The sequence below is a fragment of the Flavobacterium rhamnosiphilum genome, from assembly GCF_004349195.1.
Classification (GTDB): domain Bacteria; phylum Bacteroidota; class Bacteroidia; order Flavobacteriales; family Flavobacteriaceae; genus Flavobacterium; species Flavobacterium rhamnosiphilum.
On record NZ_SMLG01000016.1, the window covers coordinates 1 to 17,266 of the forward strand.

Sequence of the window (17,266 nt, forward strand, 5' to 3'; positions counted from 1 at the left end):
TAGGCTTAATGCAAAGTTGGTTTTGTATTTGGAATGATTTGGCAAATCCGAAAAATAACGCTGATTTAACCCCAAACTGCTTGTAGCGCGGGAACGTTGTTTGATGTTTTCGAGAAACAAAATGCTAACCAAATGAAACAATCACTAAAAGGAGAATTTTACGGACAAACGAATAAAACTATTAATTTAGAAGGAATTACTTTGACCGATACGGTTTATACTCATGATAAAGTAGATTGGCATTATCACGAAAACGCATATTTTACTTTTATCCTTCAAGGAAACTTAATAGAAGGTAATAAAAAAGAAATCTACAATTGTTCTGCCGGTAGTTTATTATTTCATAATTGGCAAGATCCACATTATAATATCAAACCCGAAGGATTTACAAGAGGTTTTCATATTGAAATAGAGAAAAACTGGTTTGATGATTTAGATTTTGACACAAAGGATTTACAAGGAAGCATCAATATATCGAATTCTGATTTGAAGTTTTTAATGTATAAAATTTTTAGAGAAACAAAAGTTGATGATAACCAATCTCAACTTTCAATTCAAATGCTATTGCTAGAAACTTTAGCAAAAATGCTACAAAATAATCAATCTAAATCTAATAAAAAACCCAATTGGGTTAGTGAAATAAATATGATACTGAATGACCAATTTTCAGATAATCTTTCTTTAGAATATTTGTCAAAAACTTTAAACATTCATCCTGTTCATTTGTCAAGAGATTTTTCAAAATATTTTAATTCTAGTTTTGGTGAATACATTAGAAAATTAAAAGTAGAAAAATCATTAGAGTTAATTTCTCAAAAAAAGTTAGATTTGACAGCAATAGCATTTGAGTGTGGCTTTTCTGACCAAAGTCATTTTACACGTTGTTTCAAAGAAATTAATGGAATCAATCCCTCAGAATATAGAAAAATCCTTTTTGGTTAATTTTCTTCAAATGTTAATCTTATTCTATTTTTAAATTAATTTTAGCAATAATTTTGAAGTCGAATTTTAAAACTAAATAACATGAAAAGGATTTTAATCCTGGCTTTTGCCAATCTATTTTGGCTAATCACTTTCAGCCAAACAAGTAACTTTGTAAAAAGTGACAGCATCATTTATCCTATTCACAAAGCGAACATTGGAAAAATTGCCTTTATGGGACAAATTGTACCTATAGAAAATTTCAAAGAAACGGATTTCTTAGAATCATTTGAACTCAAAGAAAAAACTGATTTTAATATCCGAGTGTTTTTAGGAAACTCTTTGACAAATTACCTTCACTTGCTTTCGCCAAAACTAACCGCAGATGAACTTACAAAAAATGGGAATTATCAATTTACATTTATAGTTGACAAAAAAAAAATTTATGTTGAAAATCTAAATGTTGGAGCAGGAAGTGCTGATAGCAAAAATCAGAAGACAATTTTAAGAGTTCCTTTAATAAGTTCAACCAATGAAGATTCTTGGGGTAGATTTCTTTGGAATAGATTTTTAACTAATGGCGGACAAGAAGCATTTACAAATGGCGAACATCTTCTTAAAATTGAAATCAGACCTTATCTAAAATTAACCGAGGTAATATCTGGAAATATAATTGCCGAAGGACAAATAAAAATTATTATTCCTGAAATTAAGGTTAATGAAAAAATGGTTCGTTTTCAATCGATAAAGCCATTAAAAGATTGGCAAATTTCAAAAGATAATTTTGATAAATCCAAAATTGAAGAATTAAATAGAAAAATAGCCAACCAAACATTCAAAAATATTACAAGTATTGTTGTAATTAAAGAAGGCAAATTATTAATTGAAGAGTATTTTAATGATGTGAACCGAAATACACTTCACGACACAAGGTCTGTTGGCAAATCATTTGCTTCAACTATTTTGGGAATTGCCATCAAAGAAGGTTACATAAAAAGTGAAACGCAAACACTAAAAGAGTTTTACGATCTAAAATCCTTTCAAAACTATTCCACATCAAAAGATAGTGTTACTTTAAAAAGTTTGCTGACAATGAGTTCCAATTTTGAAGGTTCCGATATGAATTCTGAATCAATTGGTAACGAAGAAAATATGTATCCTACAAAAAATTGGGTTGACTTTACATTAAACCTTCCTATTGACAAAACAAAAGTAGTAGACAAGCAGTGGGATTACTTTACGGCTGGCTGTATAGTTATAGGCGACATAATTCATAAATCTGTACCAAATGGTTTAGAGAAATATGCCGACAAAAATTTATTCAAACCACTTGGAATTACTAATTACAGATGGGAATTTACACCTCAAAAAGTGGCTAATACAGCAGGTGGTATTCAATTACGTTCGTTGGATTTTGCTAAATTTGGGCAATTATACCAAAATAAAGGTGCTTGGAATGGTGAACAAATTCTTTCGCAAGAATGGATAGCAAAAAGTTTATCACACCAAATGACAATATCAGAAAACGAGTATTATGGTTATCTATTTTGGAATAAAACGTACAAAGTAAATGGCGTGGATTATGAAGTTTATTATTCAAGCGGTAATGGTGGCAATAGAATTTTCATTTTTAAAGATCAGCCTATTGTAATTGTAATTACTTCGACAGCATATAATACGGCATACGGACACAAACAAGTTGAAAAGATTATGCAGGAATATTTAATATCAGCAATAACAAAATAACAAGAAAAAGGCATACCACAGCGTTTGGCAATATGACGGGTTTGGGCTTAATTTGAAGTTGGTTTTGTACTTGTAAAATAGTCAGTAACCGAAAAATTAGGCTTCCTTAATCCGCCACATCGTCAAGCGACCAAACGACGTGACTTTTTGCCAGCATAACTTTTGAGATAAATTTCAAAAACAAATATCCCATTATAGAATAGTCCCTTTTTATTAAAATGAAAAAATTAAACCCATCAATCAAGCATCATTTACTAATAGGAATCTTCATCAGTATTTGGCTTTTCATTTTCGCTTTTTTCATAAAACCATTTGACGATGGAACAATAAGCTTTAAAATGTGGCTTCTTATAAGTGTTGGATTTAGCCTAATTGCATTTCTATGCTACGGATTACTGGCTATAATTCAAAAAAGTGTTTATCAAAAAGTGTCAAAATGGAATGTTGGTTTTGAAATCGTTAGCCTTGTTTTTTTTCAGCTGCTTTTTTTAGTGAGTACCTATAGCTATTACAAAAGCCCCGTTCTAAATGGAGGATATGATTTTTTTGAATTTTTACGGATCATAATTCTGAAATCAGCTTTGATTTCAACTCCGATAATACTATTGGCACGAGGATACTCGGTTAAGCTAATTCCCATAAAAGAAGAGTATATCGCGATAAGGGGAGAAAATAAATTAGATATTTTAAAAATAAGAAAACAGGACTTGGTCTGCGTTTCTAATTCGCAAAATTATGTTGAGATTTTCTTTATAGAGGAGAGCCAACTAAAAACAAAATTAATTCGAAGTACGCTTAAAAAAGTTCAGCATGATTTCGACTTTTTAGTTCAAGTGCATCGTTCCCATTTAATAAATCCAACACATTTTAAGGCTTGGAAAAATCAGGATACCATTTCTCTCACTCAAATTGAACTGCCTGTTTCTAAAAATTACAAGGAGCATTTATTGTCCTTATAATTTTCGTACCTAAAATGGCATATTTCATACCTAACCCCTCATTACACCGTATATTACGATGTGTTTCAGTTTATTTTTGCCTCTCAAATCAAAATAAAATAAATTATGAAAAAACTATGGTTTAGGAGATTACTATACGCCGCTATGATATTGTTAGTCGTTTTTATTGGCGTTTTTATCTGGGCAGATAATGAATTAAATAAGGTTTTGGGCAAATCAACTGAAGTTATAACTATTTCTTCAATTGTTAAACCATCCAAAATAATTCAAATAAAAAACGCCAACGTACTTTCAGAAGATTGTACTTATTTTTTAAAAAATCAAGATGTAATTATTAAAAACGGAAAGATAATTCGTTTAGGCGAAAATCAACTTATGGATAGCACAGCTACTATCATTGATGGTACAAACAAATACCTGATTCCAGGCCTTGTGGACAGTCACGTTCATTTAAAAGAAAGTAAAAATGATTTATTTTTATATTTAGTTAATGGCGTAACCTATGTTAGAGAAATGGCTGGAAGGCCTATAGCTTTAGAATGGAGAAAATCAATACAAAAAAATGGCATTGGGCCACGAATGTTTATCGCATCTCCTCCAATATATAGTGAAAGTGGATTAACAGGTTATTATTATAGTTGGACCAGACAGTCCATCAATTATTCAACTAAAAATGACGCACAAAAGGAGATAAAGAGAATAAAAGAACAAGGCTATGATGCCGTTAAAATGTACGGTTTTGTTACTCCGGAAATGTTTAAAACTACAATAGAGATTGCCAAAGAGAACAATATTCCTGTCATTGGTCATATCCCATTAGTTAATTTAAAAACTTTTTATCAATCAGGTCAAAAAGAGATTGCTCACATTGAAGAACTAACCGTAAAAAACATGGATGATTTCGGGAAATCAATTTCTAAAAATCCAGAAGAATACCTCAATTTTTTAAAAGCACATGCAGACCAAATTGCAAAAAAGCTAAAGGAGAATAACATTAGTGTTACTTCAACTATTTCGTTAATTGAAAGTCTTCCAAAACAAAGATTTGCCTTAAAATCTAAACTTAAAGAAATAGAATTAAGATATGCCAATCCTAAAATTATTGAAGGAACTCCACTTTATAAATTAGGCTGGTTACCAAGTAAAAATGGATATGAGTATGATGGAAAAGATGAACCCGAGGCAAGAAGAATATCATTAGTTTTTTGGAATACTTATGTAGAAGCTATTCATATTATGACAAAAGCATTGGTTGATAATAAAGTTACAATTATGGCTGGAACTGATGCCAATGTAGCAACTGTTGTCCCAGGATTTTCACTTCATAATGAATTAGAATCTTTGTCTAAATCCGGAATGACTAATTCACAAGCACTCTATTCGGCAACCGTTGCACCAAGTAGTTGGATGAAAAGCAACACAGGAAAAATTAAAATCGGCTATAATTCCGATTTAGTGCTACTTTCAAAAAACCCATTAGAAGATATTAAAAACACAAAGACTATTGAATATGTTTTTTTTGATAAATATAGGATTGATAAAACCCAAATCGCCACTATTTTGAAAGCCATAGAAGCGGCAAATAATGAAAACAGAAGTATAAAAATTGACGAATACTTAAATTGAAAAAACAATAAAAATAAGTGAACATCAAAAACGAATGGAATAAAAATGTAATATGACTGTCCGTTACTAATACCTATGTATTTAATTTTGTCATTTCGACGAAGGAGAAATCACATTAGTTGCTCTCGTTATGTGATTTCTCCTTCGTCGAAATGACAAAACAGCTAAATTTTATTCATAAGATGTATAACGGACAGTCATAAAATGCAAATAATAAAACTTTAGACAACCAATATGTTACAATTCAACCCAAAATATTTTGCGATTACAGTCTTACTTTTTCTCATAGAAATTGCAATTGCTTTGTTTGTTCATGATAACTTTATCAGACCCTATTTTGGAGATTTTTTAGTGGTCATTCTACTCTATTGTTTTCTAAAATCGTTTCTAAACGTGTCGGTTTGGGTTGCCGCATGTATTGTGTTGGTCTTTTCCTTTGCTATCGAAATCGCACAATATTTTAATGCGGTTGAAAAACTGGGTTTACAGCATTCAGAAATTGCCAAAGCCGTTCTTGGAAATTCATTTGCCTGGATTGATTTGCTTGCCTATATTCTTGGAATTTTGACTGTAATCAGCATTGAAAAAATTCACTTTAAAACGAGAGAATAAAATGCAAATGGCTTCGCACTACTGTAGCTTGACGCCATTGCTCACGTCAAACGCATTAAAATTAAAGTTTAAACCACATAGAAACATAGTGTTTATTCCTGTAAAAATAAATTTTGACGGAGATAAGAGTTTACAATAGAAAAAAAAGCATTGGCTTTTTTTCTATGTCACCTAAATTTCGACTGTTCGGAACCCATTTAAATCAAAAGTTAAATTCTATATTTCTATGTGGTTCAATTTTTAATGCGTTTGACCTTGCCATTGCTCGTTTGTAGAAAATTGTATCCATTTTTTCCATAACTTCGTTTTTGGTATCAGAAAATACTCTGTTCCAAATCCCGTAACAGACGCAAAACCACGGGAGGTAATAGTCAAACTAAATGCCGACAATGAATGAACAAATATTTTAAAATCAGATTAGATGAGCGAAAAAATGTTTTTTAAGACCCGTCTGTACTTTACTGGAATAGTAACAATTGCTATTTGGTCACTATTAACTTGGAACCATTATCATGGAGGTGTACCAAGTCATCATATATTGGCACGGGAAGACTTGCCTGAAATTTCAAATTGGTGGGGAGGTCTTTTAATTCCTTTACTTACCTGGTTTCTACTCTATCGGATTCAAAAGAGATTAATTAATAACAATGATGAAAAATCACAAGCAGCAACATTTCCTATAAATATACTTTATGGATTCGTTGGTGCTCTATTTTTTGGAATGCTACTTTCTGCCTTTTTCACCTTTGGTTATTCTGAAATACCCGGCTACATGCTTATTGGGGTTTTTATACTGGCACTATTTTTTCCAATTTATCGGGCAGAATGCATTCTAGGCTTTGTGATTGGTATGACGGTCACTTTTGGCGCAGTGCTTCCAACTGGAGTAGGATCTATAATAGCGTTAATAGGTGTCGTACTCTATTTAGGTGTTCGACCAACCGTATCATATGTGACATCAGCACTCGTAAATATAGTCTCTTCGAATCAACACAAGAAGGACAGATGACACAATTAATGAGTGCTGCTAAAGGTTTAAAATCGGATAAATTAACCCGATCTAGCGGATTTGATAATGCGAAAATATTTTCCGTGCCTGTAAAAAGAATTCCATAATTCATAAAAAAACAGGACTATCCGTAACTAATACCAAACAATACTTTTTGCAGACTACTAAAAAACATAAAGTAAAGACTAATCCTACGGTAACAACTCTTTTCAAAATTTAAATAAAAAATACAATCGTAAGAAAAGCAACCTTATTTAAGTCCTTTTAAACGAATATATTTCTTTTTAAAAGTAGTTTTAGTCAGTTAAATCGTATACATTTACTCCGATTAAACTGGAATGAATAGACGCTTTAAAATTGTACAAATTATAAAATGAGGAATCATAAATGGAAAATTTAAAACCCAATGGCCAAAGAGCAAAAATTGCCATTATGCTACTATGGATTGTGCTTACAGTCGAAATAATTTCATTGCTATCTGATTATTTACAATATGATTTATTACAAACTGTTGCAAATGGCGGACAAATCTCAACTGAAACAGCTACAGATAATGATTTAAGACAACGAATTATAGCAATAATTTATTTGGCAGTCTTTATAATTTCAGGGATTACTTTTATACGATGGTTTAGGAGAGCCTATTACAATCTTCATCTAAAAGCAGAAAGTTTATCATTCACCGAAGGATGGGCTGCTGGTTGCTGGTTTGTACCAATCATATGTCTTTATAGACCCAACCAAATCATGAAAGAATTGTATCAGGAAACACAAAGTTTGCTCTCTAAAAAGAATGAAAATTATGCTCAAAATCTAACAACGCATTCCATTGGATGGTGGTGGGCGTTATGGATTATTTCTTCATTATTAGGCCAATTCATTTTTAGATATTCCTTGAAGGCTGAGACAATTGATGAATTGACCGTGACCACAGTTGCAAGTATTATTGCTTCAATAATTGGTATTCCTTTAGCCATAATTACTGTAAAAGTGATTAAAGATTATTCTGAAATTGAACCTTTACTTTATGAATTGAAGGATGGAGAAGAAGAAAAAATCTTACCTGATACTGACTTACAGCCTTTAGAAAATTAGTTTCTCTTCTAAAAAAGCCCAAACAACAACACTAATGATTCCAGAAAACCTAATTGAGACTAAAGAGCTTGTATTTGACAAATGTGGTTTTGAACTCCGAAATCTTGAAATAGAAAAAGAAAGTACTGAATATGGCGCCAGTAAATTTGATCTTGATATAGTTAAAATACTCTTTCGTGTTGCCAAAATTACCCCAACAAAGATTGGGCAATTTGTCACTTTTTGGAAAAGAATTGGAAAAGGGCCAATCGAGCCTTATGCTATTTCAGACGAGATTGATTTTTTTATTATAAACACTAAAAGTGACAATCAATTTGGTCAATTTATATTTCCAAAATCTGTGCTTTGCCAACAAGGTATTATAACTGCCAATTTAAAAGAAGGAAAACGAGGAATCCGTGTGTATCCACCTTGGGATTTGACAGTCAACAAACAAGCACAAAAAACCCAAAAATGGCAACTGGAATATTTTTTAGAAATTCCTTTGAATCAACCCATAAATTTAGAAAGAGCGAAACAGCTTTATGCTATAATAGATTAATAATCGCTGTAAAAAAATTCCTTAATTGCAATCGCTAAATAAAACACGCTCTTTTTGAATTGTAACAAGAAACAAAAAATCTATTGAGCTGTTCCTTTTTTATGTCAAACCTACGATTTCAAGATTCAGTTACACAAACCTTGCTTTAAAAATGTAATAGAGCAATTCTTTCTAAAAGTCTTACTTTATTCGTTGACCCCTTTTAATAAAAAACTCAATATTTTTTTTGTTATGTAACAAATGACACCAAAAAATCAGCTGTGTAATCGTAATTTTGCAACGCTAAAATTTACATAAAAGGCTGAATAATCTTTAAAAAATAACAAAATGGAAGTAGCAAAAATAATTAAAGAAAAACTGGGAACTATAGTCGATGTGCGTTCCTATGATGAATTTATGGGCGGTCATGTTGCTGGCTCCATAAATACTCCTTTGAATGAAATACCACATAGAATGCAGGAAATACAAGAGCTTAAAGCTCCGTTAATCCTTTGTTGCGCATCGGGAAATAGAAGTGGACAAGCGCAACATTTTTTGACACAACACGGAATTGAATGTTACAACGGCGGTTCATGGCTGGATGTTAATTATTATCAATCTCAAATCAGTTAAAAAGGTATTCCCAAGAACAATTCAAAACTAAAAGCAGAAAGTTAATTTCTTTAAAAATCATATATTTCGTATTTACAATTAGTTAATTAACAGTTTATTCCATTTTAATATGTTTAATTTTATCGTACTTAAAAAATTAAGTAATGAGTTTGTTTGAGAGAATACCCTATTTAGTATTCCTCATAAAAAATTAATCTTAAAAACTACTGTTATGAGAACTCAAATTAGTAAAAACGAAAATAGCAAAGGAGCTGTACAAGCAAATGCAACACATGGATTGAGAGATTTATTTGAAGTTGGATTGAAAGATATTTATTGGGCAGAGAAAGTATTAACTAAAACGTTGCCAAAAATGATGAAAAATGCATCATCACCAGAATTAGTTAACTCTTTAAAAAACCAATTGAGTGAAACAAAAGAACACGTTTCGCGTTTGGAAAAAATATTTGAAGTAACTGGCGTTGAAGCGACTGCTATAAAATGCGAAGCTATGGGAGGCATATTGAAAGAAACCAATAGCTTGATAAGACAAACTGATATTGGCGTAGTGCGAGATGCCGGAATTATTGCAGCAGATCAAAAGGTAAAACATTATGAAATTGCTACTTATGGTACGCTGCATGCTTTTGCTAAAACCTTAGGGGAAGACAAAGTAGCTAGTTTATTGGCCATGAGTCTTGATGAAGAAAAAAGAACAGATGCTGCATTAACCGGAATTGCTTTAAATGCCATCAACAGTCAAGCGCACAGGGCTGATGCAATTACGAATACTTAAATATAATTACAGTTGGAGAATCTACCCTTCTTTTTTATTTCTCCACTCACAAAAAAGCCCACAAAATGTGGGCTTTTTTGTGAATTATACAAAGTCATACCGGTAATTTTATTCCACATAAATTCTAACGGAATCATACATTAAATATTCATAAAAACTTTTGCGGTAACCCTAAATAAAAATTACATTTGCAGCAGTTTAACTTTTACACACAAAATGAAGCCTAACACACAACAATTAAACGATTTAACAATCCAAGTCAGAAGAGATATTCTTCGAATGGTACACGCTGTCAATTCAGGTCACCCAGGTGGTTCTCTAGGTTGTACTGAATTTCTGGTAACCTTATACCAAAACTTGATGGAACGCAAAGAAGGTTTTGATATGGACGGTATTGGAGAAGATCTTTTTTTCCTTTCAAACGGACATATTTCTCCTGTTTTCTACAGCGTTTTAGCGAGAAGCGGTTATTTTCCGGTATCAGAACTGGCTACTTTCCGTTTGATCAATTCAAGACTACAAGGTCACCCAACAACTCATGACAGTTTACCTGGAGTACGTATTGCATCAGGTTCTTTGGGACAAGGATTATCAGTAGGAATTGGTGCCGCTCAAGCTAAAAAATTAAATGGTGACAACCATATTATTTACACGCTTCACGGAGATGGTGAATTACAAGAAGGTCAAAACTGGGAAGCTATCATGTATGCTTCTGCAAAAAAAGTAGACAATCTTATCGCTACGATCGATTTAAACGGAAAACAAATTGACGGTACAACTGATGAAGTTTTAGCAATGGGAAGTATCCGCGCTAAATTTGAAGCTTTTGATTGGGATGTTTTAGAAATTGAAAAAGGGAATGATATCGAAGCTATCATTGCTGGAATGAATGACGCAAAATCAAGAACAGGAAAAGGAAAACCGGTTTGTGTGTTGTTGCATACTGAAATGGGTAATGGTGTAGATTTTATGATGAATACTCATGCATGGCACGGAAAAGCGCCTAATGATGCTCAACTGGAGAATGCTCTAGCACAAAACTATAATACTGGAGGCGAAAGCGACTACTAAGAATTAAGATTGCTGATTAACGATTTCTGATTCCAGATTTTTTTAATCTTTCAATTTTTTAATCTTTCAATTTTAAAAGAAAAATGAAAAAATATACAAATACAGGAAGTAAAGATACTCGTTCGGGTTTTGGAGCGGGAATGACTGAATTAGGTCAAAAGAATGAAAATGTGGTAGCACTTTGTGCGGATTTAATTGGTTCTTTAAAATTTGACGATTTCAAGAAAAATCATCCGGAACGTTTTTTCCAAATTGGAATTGCTGAAGCGAATATGATTGGAATTGCAGCGGGTTTAACAGTTGGTGGTAAAATTCCTTTTACAGGAACTTTCGCTAACTTTTCTACAGGAAGAGTGTATGATCAAATTCGTCAATCAGTAGCCTATTCTGAGAAAAACGTAAAAATTTGTGCTTCACATGCTGGATTAACATTAGGTGAAGACGGTGCAACACACCAAATTCTTGAAGACATTGGATTAATGAAAATGTTACCAGGAATGACTGTGATCAATACGTGTGATTACAATCAGACTAAAGCGGCTACTTTAGCATTAGCAGATCACCATGGTCCAGCTTACTTGCGTTTTGGTCGTCCGGTTGTTCCTAATTTCATGCCAGCTGACGAGCCTTTCGTAATAGGAAAAGCGATTCTTTTAAGTGAAGGTACTGATGTAACAATTGTTGCTACAGGGCATTTAGTTTGGGAAGCTTTAATCGCAGCTGAAGCTTTAGAGGCAAAAGGTATTTCTGCTGAAGTAATCAATATTCATACTATCAAACCATTGGATGAAGAAGCGATTTTGAAATCATTGGCAAAAACAAAATGTATCGTTACTGCCGAAGAACACAACATCCTTGGTGGTCTTGGCGAAAGCGTTTCCAGAGTATTAGCGTTAAATAGTCCGGCTCCACAAGAGTTTGTAGCGGTTAATGACAGTTTTGGAGAATCAGGAACACCAGAACAATTGATGGAAAAATACAAATTGAACAATCAAGCAATTGTTGAAGCTGTAGAAAGAGTAATGAAAAGAAAATAATCTTTTTATTTTTATACCAAAAAAAAATCCAGTTCAATTGAACTGGATTTTTTTTGAATTGTATTTTTTTAATTACACTTCACTAAATGTCTTTTTACTCTCGCTGGATCAGTGGTATTTCCATCACAACTAGGAATATCTGCAAAAGGAATTAAAATGCCATTAGCACCTGTAATTTCTTTTTTTGTACTAACACCATCACCATCATCATCAACATCCAAGAAATTAGGGATACCATCACCATCTGAATCATCAGGATTTATTACACCATCAGGTAATTCAGCTTTTGTCCACATATATCCATCTCCATCTAAATCTTCCTGAAACGACTTAACACCATCAGGAATAGGAACAATTGACTGACCACTAAATACAAATTCATGATCTAATCTTTGTATTTCATATAACTTGAAATTAAAAACTAAGGGAGCGTAAGCTGGTATAGTACCTTGTCCCGAAGAAAAATAAGCTAATCCAGAAGGAATAAACATCACACCTGCTCCGAAATCTTTGTAAGAAATTGTACCGTCTACATTTGAATCATAAGTTCCACTTTTGAATTGAGGAATTATTTCTTTCCAACCCCTTAAATAGCCATATAGATCTACAAAACCGTTTGGATATTTAACATCTGTAAACTGAGTTGTAGTAAGCGTAATAACATTAGCTTCGGTTTTACTCGTTAAATAATCCCCTCTATAGGATACCAACATACCATCAACATTTGAAGGTGACTCTCCTATTCCTTCTCTAAGCACTAAATAATATAATTTATAGGTTATGTTGTGAAGCTTTACCTCTCTACTCCAAAGTTGAGGAAAAGTTGTCCCTCCCTGAACTGCATTGTCTTTATAAGACCAGATTGATGGCTGGTTTCCTCCTGTTGGAATTTTAACAATTTTAGTATCAACATCAGGTGAAACATCTTCTATATAATAGGTTTTTAAATATTCTTCAATATCAGCTAAATCAGTTGCATATTGCACTGCGTAATCTCTAGGTGGCGTGATTTCTGCGGCATCATTATCTTTTGAACATGAAAATAAAGAGAAAGTTGTAATTGATAAAATAAAATAATACTTAAATTTGTTCATTATAGCTAATTTTTTAAGTGCGCAAGATACAATATTGATTGATTTTTGTAAACTATTTAACTCCGATTTTAGAAAATTTATGAGAATAGATAAATATTTATGGTGCATGCGGTATTACAAAACCAGAAATATGGTTACCGAAGCCTGTAAAAAGAATCATGTGACTGTAAATGGTCTTGTAGCCAAGCCATCAAAAGAGGTTTTCCCTACTGATAAAATTACGTTCAGAAAAGACCAAATTACACAAATAATCACCGTCTTGGATATACCCGAGAATCGTGTTGGGGCTAAACTAGTTGATATTTACCGACGAAATGATACTCCGGCAGAAGCCTATCAACATTTAGAATTACTGAAATTATCCAAAGAACATTACCGAAAAAATGGTACGGGAAGACCTACCAAAAAAGACAGAAGAGATATTGATGGATTTATCCCCTCCCCAACCCTCCCCGAAGGGGAGGGAGACGAGTAGGACAAACGCATGAAAAAATAAACATCTATTTTTCGCCACGTCCCGAGGCTAATTTTTATTATGATGCGTTTGCTCTGGGGAGACGAGTCTTAAAATTAAAATAAACAATATATTTGCCCACAATATTACCTAACAACAAAAAACAGCATACGGATTAGCACAGATTTATTTGATTATTTTATTCAAAATTTATTATAATTCGTAGCAAAAAAAACTTTTTAGATAATATTACGAACAAGTATTTAATAACAATCAAGAAAATATCGAATAACCTTTGCCGAACCTGGCTCCCTCCCCTTCGGGGAGGGCTGGGGAGGGGAATATAAAATTTTTAAACAATGAGCAAAAATATCATTTTAACGAATCAGGAAATTGAGCATAAAATAAAAAGGATTGCTTACCAAATCTACGAAACATTTGTAGATGAAGAAGAAATTGTAATCGCAGGAATTGCGGCTAACGGTTTTACATTTGCAAAAAAAATAGCCTTGGTTCTAGAAACCATTTCTCCTCTTAAAGTTTCGCTTTGCGAAGTACAAATCAATAAACAAAATCCCGAATTACCAATTCACACTTCTTTATCAAAAGAACAGTATGCTAATAAAGGCTTAATTCTTGTAGACGATGTGCTAAATTCAGGCACCACATTAATCTATGCGGTGAGGCATTTTATAGATGTACCTTTAAAAAAGTTTAAAACGGCGGTCCTTGTTGACCGAAACCACAAAAAATACCCTGTAAAAGCTGATTTTAAAGGAATATCACTTTCTACTTCTTTACTCGAACACGTACAAGTAGTTTTTGACGAAAACGACGACAATTATGCTTATTTAAGCTAAAATTGCAACAATGTCGACTACAGTCTGGTCTATTGTCTTATCATCAACAATCACCTTATATTGCGCTTGATTGTAATAAAAACTTCTGTCAAAAAGATGTTTAGCAATAAATTCTTTCATCTCAGCGTCACTTTTATTTGCAATAAGGGGACGCTTACTTTTACCATAACTCAATCTATTGAACAAAGTATCTATTGAAGCTTTGAGATAAACAGATACTACATTATCGCCTTTTAATAATTCATGATTATTGGCATAGCATGGAGTTCCTCCACCTAAACCGATGATCAATTGCTCCGGCGAATTCAATAATTCGACAAAAACTTCATGTTCTAACTTCCTAAAATAAATTTCTCCGTGCTTTTCAAAAATGGCATTTATGGATAAATTTACTTTCTCTTCTATCTTTTTATCCAAATCCACAAATGGGATTTCGATAATTTTCGACAACTTATTTGCAATTGTGGACTTCCCACAACCCATATAACCTAATAATATAATTTTTTTCATCTTAATAAAACCTTACAAATTAAGGTGTTGAGTATTTTTGTTAAAAAAAGACAAATTTATAATAAAAATGCTTGCAAAACTTCAAATAAAGTCCTTATATTTGCACCCGCATTCAAGGAAAGAATATGACTCGATAGCTCAGTTGGTAGAGCACATCACTTTTAATGATGGGGTCCTGGGTTCGAGCCCCAGTCGGGTCACAATTTTAGTGATCAACACATAATTTCCTTGAAGCATTGACTCGATAGCTCAGTTGGTAGAGCACATCACTTTTAATGATGGGGTCCTGGGTTCGAGCCCCAGTCGGGTCACAAAAGGTCGAGTAATTTATTACTTGACCTTTTCTTTTTTAAGGCCACGTGGAGAAACGGTAGACTTGCCAGCTTGAGGGGCTGGTGCTCGCAAGGGCGTGTGGGTTCAAATCCCACCGTGGTCACATCAGGAATTAAAAAAACTAACGCAACCCCAATAAACAAAGGAGTTGCGTTTTTTTATACTAAATATCTAAACGACAATACACACGACAACTATCGATTTATAACTTCAATCTTGTATTATTAGGTCGGCGTGGTATTACAAAGCTCATTCTAGTTTAATCAAAAAAAAATATTATTATCAAAAAACCCATCGATAAACTCCCAGTAATAAAAAAAAATGTCCCTACATAGAGGAATCTCTTATTGTTTTTGTTTTCTTTTCTCATGTTTTATTATTCCCTTCTCCACGGTACTAACCATTTCTTTAAATTTTAATGCAATATAAACTCCCAAAACATAACAAATTGAGAGTATGTCTATTGCAAAATAACATTCAAAAAACTGTTTTCACAATACCCACTTTTGGTGATATTTCATTTAATAATAAACGGGCGGATAAGCTAAAAAAACAATACTTTAAACCAAAAAAAGGAGATGTCTGCATCATCAGAGCCAATATAAACAACAAAGTGAAGGATAACAAAGCGTCATTGATGATTGTTCAACGTTCCTAATTGAAGTCAAAAAGCTGGCTTACCCAGAATTTTATTAAAGCTATAGAATAGGGAAGCAAATGTGACATTAAAAACATAAAAATGTTTTGCAAGTAATTGCATTTCTATACTCATTATAAAATCAATAGCAATAAAAAAGCGTCTTGACAAAATATCAAGACGCTTTTTCACTATTTAAGAATACGTTTATTTCATTAACTGCTGCAAAGGCTTCAACTGCTCTAAATCAATATTAGATTGCTGTAAAACGCTCATCATAGTCATAATATTAGTAGGATTCATATCCTTGCCCAAAATTCGAACAACAGCAAAACCATTTTCCTTTTTATTAGCAAAGAACACAAACTCTTCAATATGCTCATCAGTCCCTACGAAGCTCACCGAAGCACCTTCTTTTCCAGAACCAAACTTCATAAGCTGTTGGTACTTTTTGTCTTTTAAAATCAAATTAACTTTGGCACGTTCAATTTCAAATTCCGCTTTATTTTTATCATTTAATTTGAAAGCCAAAACATTCATCTTGTCAAACGACTTCAAAGCATCACTCTGCGCCATTGATAGTTTTGTTTTATCAACATTCAGAATATTAGGTGACACATCAAGAGCGATGAAATTTTTGTTTTCGGTATTTTCCACAAAATACTTTTGCAAGGTCGGTTCCGAGTTACAACTCATTAGAAACAAACTCAATAGCAGTGCTAATCCATAAACTGTTTTCATCTTACTTTTTTCCTTTAGTTGCTTTCTTCAAATCTTCCCCACCAGGAATTTTCATCTTATTGGTAAGAACTGAAATTTCATTCAAATCGAAATTACCCTTCAAAGACATTAAAACCGTGTCGTCATTTTTAGCACCTTCAATAAACATAAACAACTCTCTTATTTGAGAATCACTTGCCCCTGATTTTACTAAAATTTTAACGCTTCTGCCGTTCTCATTCACACGCATCAGTTCTTCTAATCCTGCCGTTTTTATGTATTTATCGGCTACAGCTTTCATTTCGCCTTCTATTCTGGCACTTTTAGTAGTAAATACTTTCAAATCATCCAGTTTTTTTATCAAACTCAAATATTGTTGTGTTTCTCTATCAGAAGTATCCATTTTTACTTTACTCATCAAGTCAAACATTTTTTTATTGACAATGATTGATGTTACGCCTTCTTGCCCGTCGAATTTATCAAAAGTCGCCTGTGCAAAAAATGTACTTGAAACTAATGCAAATACTAATGTGAGTATGATTTTTTTACTCTTATTGAAATTATTGTTCATTTTGTTGTTATTGATTGTTGATTTCATTTTTTTAAATTGTTATGGTTTAAAATTATTTTTTTTGTTTTTTACTGTTTACTCAA

At 32.7% G+C, this 17,266-nt stretch carries 18 protein-coding genes and 3 tRNA genes; 17 read left to right on the top strand and 4 right to left on the bottom strand.

From position 1 onward, the window contains the following. The first annotated feature begins 132 nt into the window (after positions 1–132). From E0I26_RS15460 to E0I26_RS15515, 12 genes are all read left to right on the top strand, one after another. The gene (locus E0I26_RS15460) at positions 133–942 is read left to right on the top strand and encodes a helix-turn-helix domain-containing protein (protein WP_131917347.1); all 810 of its coding nucleotides are present in this window, start codon (positions 133–135) and stop codon (positions 940–942) included. An 81-nt stretch (positions 943–1,023) separates the two neighbouring features. Continuing rightward, positions 1,024–2,667: a serine hydrolase domain-containing protein gene (locus E0I26_RS15465; RefSeq protein WP_131917348.1), complete on the top strand. Its 1,644-nt coding sequence runs from the start codon at positions 1,024–1,026 to the stop codon at positions 2,665–2,667. 218 nt (positions 2,668–2,885) lie between these two features. Further along, positions 2,886–3,626 (top strand): LytTR family DNA-binding domain-containing protein, encoded by a 741-nt coding sequence (locus E0I26_RS15470; RefSeq protein ID WP_131917349.1) that lies wholly within the window; start codon positions 2,886–2,888, stop codon positions 3,624–3,626. 105 nt (positions 3,627–3,731) lie between these two features. Next, a complete protein-coding gene (locus E0I26_RS15475; RefSeq protein WP_131917350.1) occupies positions 3,732–5,252 on the top strand; it encodes an amidohydrolase family protein in 1,521 nt (506 codons plus the stop codon). Between the two features lie 234 nt (positions 5,253–5,486). Then, positions 5,487–5,864 (top strand): ribosomal maturation YjgA family protein, encoded by a 378-nt coding sequence (locus tag E0I26_RS15480; protein WP_131917351.1) that lies wholly within the window; start codon positions 5,487–5,489, stop codon positions 5,862–5,864. Positions 5,865–6,285: 421 nt separating this feature from the next. Continuing rightward, positions 6,286–6,873, top strand: coding sequence for a hypothetical protein (locus tag E0I26_RS15485; protein ID WP_131917352.1), 588 nt, complete (start codon positions 6,286–6,288; stop codon positions 6,871–6,873). A gap of 387 nt (positions 6,874–7,260) precedes the next feature. Then, a complete protein-coding gene (locus E0I26_RS15490) occupies positions 7,261–7,968 on the top strand; it encodes a DUF4328 domain-containing protein (protein WP_131917353.1) in 708 nt (235 codons plus the stop codon). Positions 7,969–8,002: 34 nt separating this feature from the next. Continuing rightward, a complete protein-coding gene (locus E0I26_RS15495) occupies positions 8,003–8,509 on the top strand; it encodes a MepB family protein (protein ID WP_131917354.1) in 507 nt (168 codons plus the stop codon). 327 nt (positions 8,510–8,836) lie between these two features. After that, positions 8,837–9,121, top strand: coding sequence for a rhodanese-like domain-containing protein (locus tag E0I26_RS15500; RefSeq protein WP_131917355.1), 285 nt, complete (start codon positions 8,837–8,839; stop codon positions 9,119–9,121). Positions 9,122–9,332: 211 nt separating this feature from the next. Next, positions 9,333–9,896, top strand: a complete 564-nt coding sequence (locus tag E0I26_RS15505; protein ID WP_131917356.1) for a YciE/YciF ferroxidase family protein — start codon at positions 9,333–9,335, stop codon at positions 9,894–9,896. 216 nt (positions 9,897–10,112) lie between these two features. Then, entirely contained in the window at positions 10,113–10,967 is an 855-nt protein-coding gene (locus E0I26_RS15510; protein ID WP_131917357.1) for a transketolase, read from the top strand. Positions 10,968–11,050: 83 nt separating this feature from the next. Next, positions 11,051–12,004, top strand: a complete 954-nt coding sequence (locus E0I26_RS15515; protein ID WP_131917358.1) for a transketolase family protein — start codon at positions 11,051–11,053, stop codon at positions 12,002–12,004. A gap of 68 nt (positions 12,005–12,072) precedes the next feature. On the opposite strand, the gene E0I26_RS15520 is transcribed toward E0I26_RS15515, so the two are convergent. Beyond that, positions 12,073–13,098, bottom strand: a complete 1,026-nt coding sequence (locus E0I26_RS15520; RefSeq protein WP_131917359.1) for an FKBP-type peptidyl-prolyl cis-trans isomerase — start codon at positions 13,096–13,098, stop codon at positions 12,073–12,075. 79 nt (positions 13,099–13,177) lie between these two features. Here E0I26_RS15520 and E0I26_RS15525 point away from each other — a divergent pair, with 79 nt between their 5' ends. Then, positions 13,178–13,573: an RNA-binding S4 domain-containing protein gene (locus E0I26_RS15525; protein WP_131917360.1), complete on the top strand. Its 396-nt coding sequence runs from the start codon at positions 13,178–13,180 to the stop codon at positions 13,571–13,573. A gap of 338 nt (positions 13,574–13,911) precedes the next feature. Then, positions 13,912–14,412 carry a phosphoribosyltransferase family protein gene (locus E0I26_RS15530; RefSeq protein WP_131917361.1) on the top strand — a complete coding sequence of 167 codons (501 nt, stop codon included), beginning with the start codon at positions 13,912–13,914 and terminating at the stop codon, positions 14,410–14,412. Here E0I26_RS15530 and E0I26_RS15535 read toward each other — a convergent pair. Next, positions 14,404–14,922 carry a shikimate kinase gene (locus E0I26_RS15535; protein ID WP_131917362.1) on the bottom strand — a complete coding sequence of 173 codons (519 nt, stop codon included), beginning with the start codon at positions 14,920–14,922 and terminating at the stop codon, positions 14,404–14,406. The two genes, E0I26_RS15530 and E0I26_RS15535, sit on opposite strands and share 9 nt — an antisense overlap. Positions 14,923–15,049: 127 nt before the next feature. Here E0I26_RS15535 and E0I26_RS15540 point away from each other — a divergent pair. From E0I26_RS15540 to E0I26_RS15550, 3 genes are all read left to right on the top strand, one after another. Then, positions 15,050–15,122, top strand: a tRNA-Lys gene (locus E0I26_RS15540). Between the two features lie 38 nt (positions 15,123–15,160). Then, a tRNA-Lys gene (locus tag E0I26_RS15545) sits at positions 15,161–15,233 on the top strand. 42 nt (positions 15,234–15,275) lie between these two features. Beyond that, positions 15,276–15,358: transfer RNA gene (locus E0I26_RS15550), tRNA-Leu, on the top strand. 741 nt (positions 15,359–16,099) lie between these two features. Here the strand turns inward: E0I26_RS15550 and E0I26_RS15555 are convergent. After that, positions 16,100–16,633 (bottom strand): DUF4252 domain-containing protein, encoded by a 534-nt coding sequence (locus E0I26_RS15555; protein ID WP_131917363.1) that lies wholly within the window; start codon positions 16,631–16,633, stop codon positions 16,100–16,102. 1 nt (position 16,634) lies between these two features. Then, complete coding sequence (locus E0I26_RS15560; RefSeq protein WP_235831789.1) at positions 16,635–17,210, bottom strand: DUF4252 domain-containing protein; 576 nt, start codon at positions 17,208–17,210, stop codon at positions 16,635–16,637. Positions 17,211–17,266: the final 56 nt, after the last annotated feature.

What these genes read in the sequence shown, in the direction of transcription:
- E0I26_RS15475 (WP_131917350.1), top strand. Translation starts at nt 3,732, where the DNA reads ATGAAAAAACTATGGTTTAGGAGATTACTATACGCCGCTATGATATTG.
- E0I26_RS15480 (WP_131917351.1), top strand. Translation starts at nt 5,487, where the DNA reads ATGTTACAATTCAACCCAAAATATTTTGCGATTACAGTCTTACTTTTT.
- E0I26_RS15495 (WP_131917354.1), top strand. Translation starts at nt 8,003, where the DNA reads ATGATTCCAGAAAACCTAATTGAGACTAAAGAGCTTGTATTTGACAAA.
- E0I26_RS15510 (WP_131917357.1), top strand. Translation starts at nt 10,113, where the DNA reads ATGAAGCCTAACACACAACAATTAAACGATTTAACAATCCAAGTCAGA.
- E0I26_RS15505 (WP_131917356.1), top strand. Translation starts at nt 9,333, where the DNA reads ATGAGAACTCAAATTAGTAAAAACGAAAATAGCAAAGGAGCTGTACAA.
- E0I26_RS15490 (WP_131917353.1), top strand. Translation starts at nt 7,261, where the DNA reads ATGGAAAATTTAAAACCCAATGGCCAAAGAGCAAAAATTGCCATTATG.
- E0I26_RS15555 (WP_131917363.1), bottom strand. Translation starts at nt 16,633, where the DNA reads ATGAAAACAGTTTATGGATTAGCACTGCTATTGAGTTTGTTTCTAATG.
- E0I26_RS15470 (WP_131917349.1), top strand. Translation starts at nt 2,886, where the DNA reads ATGAAAAAATTAAACCCATCAATCAAGCATCATTTACTAATAGGAATC.
- E0I26_RS15530 (WP_131917361.1), top strand. Translation starts at nt 13,912, where the DNA reads ATGAGCAAAAATATCATTTTAACGAATCAGGAAATTGAGCATAAAATA.
- E0I26_RS15535 (WP_131917362.1), bottom strand. Translation starts at nt 14,922, where the DNA reads ATGAAAAAAATTATATTATTAGGTTATATGGGTTGTGGGAAGTCCACA.
- E0I26_RS15465 (WP_131917348.1), top strand. Translation starts at nt 1,024, where the DNA reads ATGAAAAGGATTTTAATCCTGGCTTTTGCCAATCTATTTTGGCTAATC.
- E0I26_RS15525 (WP_131917360.1), top strand. Translation starts at nt 13,178, where the DNA reads ATGAGAATAGATAAATATTTATGGTGCATGCGGTATTACAAAACCAGA.
- E0I26_RS15515 (WP_131917358.1), top strand. Translation starts at nt 11,051, where the DNA reads ATGAAAAAATATACAAATACAGGAAGTAAAGATACTCGTTCGGGTTTT.
- E0I26_RS15500 (WP_131917355.1), top strand. Translation starts at nt 8,837, where the DNA reads ATGGAAGTAGCAAAAATAATTAAAGAAAAACTGGGAACTATAGTCGAT.
- E0I26_RS15485 (WP_131917352.1), top strand. Translation starts at nt 6,286, where the DNA reads ATGAGCGAAAAAATGTTTTTTAAGACCCGTCTGTACTTTACTGGAATA.
- E0I26_RS15560 (WP_235831789.1), bottom strand. Translation starts at nt 17,210, where the DNA reads ATGAAATCAACAATCAATAACAACAAAATGAACAATAATTTCAATAAG.
- E0I26_RS15460 (WP_131917347.1), top strand. Translation starts at nt 133, where the DNA reads ATGAAACAATCACTAAAAGGAGAATTTTACGGACAAACGAATAAAACT.
- E0I26_RS15520 (WP_131917359.1), bottom strand. Translation starts at nt 13,098, where the DNA reads ATGAACAAATTTAAGTATTATTTTATTTTATCAATTACAACTTTCTCT.